6 protein-coding genes are annotated in these 6,227 nt (G+C 41.7%); 2 read left to right on the forward strand and 4 right to left on the reverse strand.

All coding sequences use genetic code 11. From position 1 onward, the window contains the following. Positions 1 to 342: 342 nt before the first annotated feature. Entirely contained in the window at positions 343 to 783 is a 441-nt protein-coding gene (locus H8S52_RS20110; protein WP_255470130.1) for a toprim domain-containing protein, read from the forward strand. A gap of 342 nt (positions 784 to 1,125) precedes the next feature. After that, positions 1,126 to 2,655, forward strand: coding sequence for a mobilization protein (locus H8S52_RS19290; RefSeq protein WP_117899907.1), 1,530 nt, complete (start codon positions 1,126 to 1,128; stop codon positions 2,653 to 2,655). Between the two features lie 13 nt (positions 2,656 to 2,668). On the opposite strand, the gene H8S52_RS19295 is transcribed toward H8S52_RS19290, so the two are convergent. From H8S52_RS19295 to H8S52_RS19310, 4 genes are all read right to left on the reverse strand, one after another. Further along, positions 2,669 to 3,163 carry a hypothetical protein gene (locus tag H8S52_RS19295; protein WP_147333929.1) on the reverse strand — a complete coding sequence of 165 codons (495 nt, stop codon included), beginning with the start codon at positions 3,161 to 3,163 and terminating at the stop codon, positions 2,669 to 2,671. A 148-nt stretch (positions 3,164 to 3,311) separates the two neighbouring features. Further along, positions 3,312 to 3,881 carry a hypothetical protein gene (locus tag H8S52_RS19300; RefSeq protein ID WP_117899911.1) on the reverse strand — a complete coding sequence of 190 codons (570 nt, stop codon included), beginning with the start codon at positions 3,879 to 3,881 and terminating at the stop codon, positions 3,312 to 3,314. A gap of 10 nt (positions 3,882 to 3,891) precedes the next feature. Then, the gene (locus tag H8S52_RS19305) at positions 3,892 to 4,947 is read right to left on the reverse strand and encodes an HNH endonuclease signature motif containing protein (protein WP_117899909.1); all 1,056 of its coding nucleotides are present in this window, start codon (positions 4,945 to 4,947) and stop codon (positions 3,892 to 3,894) included. 488 nt (positions 4,948 to 5,435) lie between these two features. Next, a partial coding sequence (locus tag H8S52_RS19310) for a transposase (RefSeq protein WP_186910391.1) occupies positions 5,436 to 6,227 on the reverse strand: 792 nt, incomplete at its 5' end.

Consider the following 6,227-nt stretch of genomic DNA (forward strand, 5'->3'; position numbering starts at 1 on the left):
AATAAAGTCATGTTATCAACGGAGAGCCGTATGCGTGGAGACATGCAAGTACGGTTTGGGGGCAGGTACGGGAAAACCTACTGCCGAAAGGCAGTAAGGCGTTCTGTACCGAGCCTACGATTGGGCAAGGGAGGTAACATCATTGATTTGGCTATGGTTCTGTTTCACACGCAAAACATTTCAGAAGTATTGTACAGAATGAGCCATTCAATTATCATGCCAGCACCACCTGTCAAACTGGTAAGTTCCAGTAAGACACCTTCATTTAAGGATATTGAAGTAAAAGAACTGGCGCATCCAGCTCTACTGAATTACCTTTTGTTAAGAGGAATTGATTCAGTTATGGCTAAAAGTCAGTGCTTGGAAATACACTACAAAAGTTGTGGCAAGAACTATTTTGCCATTGGATTCAGGAATGATGCTGGTGGCTATGAACTACGTAACCCATACTTCAAAGGTTGTATAGCCCCGAAAGCAATAACCACCATAATAAACCACGAAGCAAAGTGTCACGTATTTGAAGGGTTCGTTGACTACCTTTCCTATCTCACTCTTTATGGCAAATGCGATGCAGTGGTGCTCAACTCCATCGTAAACATTCCACATGCCTTGTTCGTCCTTAATGGCTATTCAGATATATACTGCCATCTGGATAGTGACCAAGCCGGACAGATGGGAACTCAACAGATAGTAATGGAATTGGGCGACAGGTGTACCGATGCGGCAAAGGAATATGATGGATATAAAGACTTCAATGAATATTTAATGAGCAAACTAACATAAGGGAAAAAGAATCTGCTCTGCGGTTAGTGACAGAGGCTTGGGTGCGTGGATGACAGGGCTTGCCCTGATATAGCCCACTATAACTACACGCTTCGCTTCCGTAGTTGTGGGCTCTCCCGAGGGGCTGGGCGTTGCCCCGTCCCACTCAGGACGCTGCCCTGAGAACCCGGCAAGGGCTGTCAGCCCTATGCAACCCGACCAAAGAGTGCCCCTCTCTTTGGGAACTCCGCTTAGTGGCTTCCACCCCTAAGAACCCGGAGCAGGAAGTGACCCTCTCCCTGCACCCACCGATTAAGGCTCTGCCCTAATAACCCATTGTGAAACCCGAATAAAAGTAAACTTATGGCACAGAAGACATCCATCAATATCAAGCCCTGCAACATCGGCAGCAGCGAACCCCATAACAGGCGGACAGCAGAATACCTTGCCCGTATCAACAAAGAAAAGTTCTATATACGCATTGACCTCATGTCGCAGAATGAAGCATGGGTAGCACCTGACTTTGGCAATACATCACTCACGGAACGCTACAATCAGATAGCTGCAATGGTCAAGGAAAAGACAGGTCGGGCGATGCAGACCAAAGACCGTGAACGGGTGAACAAAAAGACCGGGAAGGTGACCATTGTTCGTGGCAGCACTCCGCTCAAAGAGGGCGTGGTAGTAATCAAGGAAGATACCACTATGGAACAGTTGCGGCATTTTTGTGAGGTGTGCAAGGAACGCTGGGGTATCACACCCCTGCAAGTGTTCATCCACCGTGACGAGGGGCATTACAGCAATCCCGAAGACATTACCACTTGGAAGCCCAATCTTCATGCCCATATCGTGTGGGATTGGATGAACCACGAAACAGGTAAATCCTACAAGTTGGACGAGAAAGCCATGGGCGAGATGCAGACACTTTTGGCTGAATGCTTGGAGATGGAAAGGGGCATCTCAAAAGAGCTTACAGGCAAGACGCATTTGGAGCGAACGGACTTCATCATAGCCAAGCAGAAGCAGGAAGCGGAACAAGCCAAAGCGGAAAAGAAAGCCGCTCTTTGTGCCAAAGAGGAAGCCGAAGCCGAGCGCAATTCTTTGGAGGTTGAAAACAAGGCTAAGGCTGAACGGAGTGCGGCTCTTGACAACGAGATAGCCGACAAGCAGAAAAAACGTGATGAAATCCGTAAGAACACTGTGGAAGGTATTTTGGATAGTGTTGGCAGTCTGGTCGGTATTGGCAAGGCAGCCACCCTTGAAAAGAAGTATAAGCAGCTTGCACAGGAATATGATTGTCTTAAAAAGGCATTCAAGCCTACTGTCATCAAGGAGGTGGAGAAGCAGACAAAGGTACTGGCTTCTGAAAAGCAGAAAGCCGAAGCGGAACGTGATAATGCCATAGCGCAAAGTCGGTCTCTTGCCACAGAACACGACAGGGCTATCAAGGAGCTTAATAGCCAAAACGAGAATGTGCAACTGCGTATCAATAATGCGGTCAGGCTTGCCAATGCGGAGAAAGACAAGACCATTAAGCGATTACAGGGTGAGCTGAATTTACGCAAGCAGGTTTTGGCTATCCTTGCCGATATGCTCTATGCTTCCAGCGAGGTGTTCAAGCGTGCCATTGATGCAATAGTTTACTATGGTACGGACAAATTCAAGTCCATCTTTGGCAATGATGAAGCTGCCGACATCAAGAGTGTGATGCAGAATTATGGCGAGACCAAAGAGCAGCATCAGACTATTGGTACATGGCTATGTGACTATGCTAATGACCGACAGCCGTTTGACAAACTGAAACATCGGCAGACCTGCAAAGAGGTTGCCGATGTCGCTAATGGGGCGTATGATTGGAAAATCGAACGAACGCAACAAAAAATACAGAGATGATTTTTGGCAATAGTTACAATGATTTGTTATATGCATCTATAACGATTTTTAACAAGTCCATAGAGTTTCCTATTGATTCGTATGCATTATCAATTACATTATAACTTGCCTTTAACGTATTCATTTCACTTTCGGAAAAAGGATACGTTATAACTTTGAGGACGAAAAACGTTTTCTTAGCTTCAATGAGTTCAGAAATTGATTGTTTTTTGTCCTGGCATGACTTATAATATCGTTGATATGCATAACCTAATTGGGAATTGAAATTCCTATTATAAAGGTTTAACTGAATTTCAAGCGACTTTATATCCATTGCGTTTGAAAACAATGTCATATCGGAATTAAGTGTACTTAACTCGTAAGTTAATTTTAGATACGACAATTCATGCTCAAGAGAATCAACTCTCTGAACAAGTGTTTGCATTTCCTCTTGTGAATCTTGAGATTGTGCATTGACAGAAAAAATAGAAAGCACCAATACAAGAGGGCATAAAAATAATTTCTTCATACTTATATGTTGGGAGCGCACATCAGTTACCATAAGTGCAATTAAAAATTACAAAGAATACGTGGAATTATATGCTATATTTCTTCTATGTATAGATTTTAGGATTTCTATATACGAGAAGAGTGCATTACGTTTCGGTTTTTCTGGTCTAAATATCTTCTATATCTTTTTGGATTTTTGCTTCAACATTTTGTGAATCTCGATAACGAATCATAACCATTCCTTCGTAAACTCCAGATGACTTTTCTATAGAAAGTTGTATATCTCCACCTGTTACTTCCCATACACTACCATATACGACTGTTCCTTGATGTACTTCTGCCATCAATGCCGTATTAGAATCTGAAATGGCTGGATTTTTTTCCTTTGAATTCGTTGGCTTGCCATATTTACGAGTGTATAGTTCTTTATAATAGTTATAGGTATTAACAAGATTTTTCCACTCACCACTTGAATCAAATAACACTACGACTGCAAAAACATTTTTCCCATCATCTGTTGCAGTTACACCAACTGTTGCATTACGACCTGTAAAGTCTCCTGTAAACAAAGTTAAATTGTTATCACTACCAATTGATGTAAATCCTTTTACTTTAAGCTTTTGACAGAAAGCCGTCATACTTCCTTCAATGGGATTGCCCTTAAACGAAAGATGCTCTTGCGCCATGATGTTGATTACAGCAAAGAGCACAGTGAATGTAATTAAAAATTTTCTCATATCGTGTATATTAACAGTAATCATCTATTCCGTCTTCGCCTTCCCATTCAAGCCCTTGCGCTAAAGTAAGAGCTTTTTGAGCACCTTGTTTTTCAAAGAAAGTTGTTCCTTCATGCACATATCTTCCGTCTTCAAATGTTACGGTAATCATTGAAAACTTCTTTATTCCATCATCTGCATGTGTGCTTATCACAAGGCGGTCATCTTTACATAGGGCAAAATCATCTATAAAATGTGTGGCATATTGGTTTTTAGTTATGACAGCTCCTTTTTCCAAATTGTTTAGATAAGAAGTCAATGGCTTATTTCCTATATCAGAAGGGCAAAGGGGGAATTCTGTTGGAGTATGCCAATCTCTTTGCATGGCGTTGGGAGTTAATGATTCGGTTAGATTATCTATATGAGAATCAATACTCATCACATCATTAATTTGTCTATGAATAACATTTTGGCTATATTGTTCTCTTTCAAAAGGGAATTTCTTATCATCTTTCTTATAAGGAGTAAAAATCCATTCCCCAATAATTCCACCTGAAGATTTTTCAGAATCTTTTTTCTTTGCCCATGCACACAATCTTTCGTAAGAGGCTTTTGCCTCTTCTGGCGTTACAGTTCTCATCCATTCATAATTTGGATTGTCATTTACAAATTCTTGTATGATTGACGGGTCATTTACAAAAGCCTCAATGCTTCCACAAAGATATTCTATTTTCTTTCGTGTTATCGGATTGTTTAACGCATTTTCTAACTTTGTCAGCCATCTAAGGTTTTGAGGTCTGTTATTCCTACGATTGGTATCAATATGGTCAACAATATGCTGAGGTGTGGGAGGTTCGCCAAGAAAAGCGAAAGCCACAATTCGATGTACCCGTTCTGAACCGATTTCCATATATCCGGTATTCTCATTAGGCTTCCCAAAAGTCCACGTATCATCATCTTTTCTTGTTCGTTTTCCTTCACGCGCATGGCGCAATACGGCTCCATTATCACGAACAGAGTATTGTTCTCCTTTATAAGAACATTCTTTTATTTCCCTGTAATCATTTAAAATAGAATCCATATTCATAGCCCATATAATTTTCCGTTTCAGTATTTTTTAGTTATCAAAAAAGCGCAGACAATCGCCATACGCTTCACGGTTCACCACAAACCATCATCAAATATGGGATGTCTGCGCCCGTATGGGTGCAGTCCCAATATTGATGATATGCTCTTTTTACTTGCGGTGGTGATTGTGAAGCTATTGAGCAATATGTCTTGGACACGGGTTTCCCCAATCCGAATACAAAAGTATAAAATTTCACTGAAAGACAGAAGGAAATATCCGAATTTAAGCTCCAATGTATCAATTTTATAACGGTTTATCTCTATATTAGGGATATTCAGTAAATGTCCCTAGAAAATACAATGGCATATGAAGATGACAAAGTATCATCACTTCATATGCCATTTTTATTGTCATTTTTCTGTATTTATCATATATTCTTACTCAACAGGACATGACGTTCCGGAAGAGGTCTGATGACCTCTTCTGATTCTGTCAGTAAAATCATGTCATGCCGCTTTGACTGCTCTGTTTCTGATCTTGTCTATCATCAGTACGGCATTTGCTGTATGTATTCCGAAGAAAATCCATAGGATTTCCGTCTTTCTCTTCCGTGCCTTTATCCTTGCGAGCGAGTAATGTTGCTTTTGAGTGCCGAAGCTTCCTTCAAGCCGGGTGGCCCTTTCTTTGGAGAGTTCACTTCTGAGAACCTTTCTCAAGGATTCATCCCTGGCCTCCCTTCCCTTGCGTACAAAGGAGGTGGATATTCCATATTTTGTACAGAACTTTCTGTTTGCATTATTGGCGTATATGGAATCGGCAGCCATGCATCTTACTCTTGCATTCATGAGCTTCTGCTGCATGCGGATGCAGTCCTTCAGGCGTATACCTTCATTGAAAGCCTTGAAAGAGAGGTGTTCGATGAACGATATACCGTCTATCTGTATGTTGTTTACCTTTGCACCGAACTCGACAGATTTTATTTCCTTGCCTCTTACAATAGGGCGTACATAATGACGGTCAATGCTGACAATACGGTCCCTGACCTTCCTGCTTTCAAACAAATCCTTTTCCTGTACAAGAACCTTTCTGATGATGGAAAGACGTTTCTGGTAATCCTGGGTATATCGGAGCGAGGTTCCATGTTCTCTATGGATTTCATCCCTCTGTATGAGAAGCTTTTCAAGGAGTCTGATCATACGGCGCTTGAGCATCCTTGTCCTTGAAGCCTTCCTCTTTCTTTTCTTGCAGTAGGACAGATAGGACTCCGCCACATCCGCATACTTGTTGCGCGGACGTCT

It is taken from the genome of Bacteroides sp. NSJ-48, from assembly GCF_014287405.1.
In the GTDB taxonomy this organism is placed as follows: Bacteria; Bacteroidota; Bacteroidia; order Bacteroidales; family Bacteroidaceae; genus Bacteroides; species Bacteroides stercoris.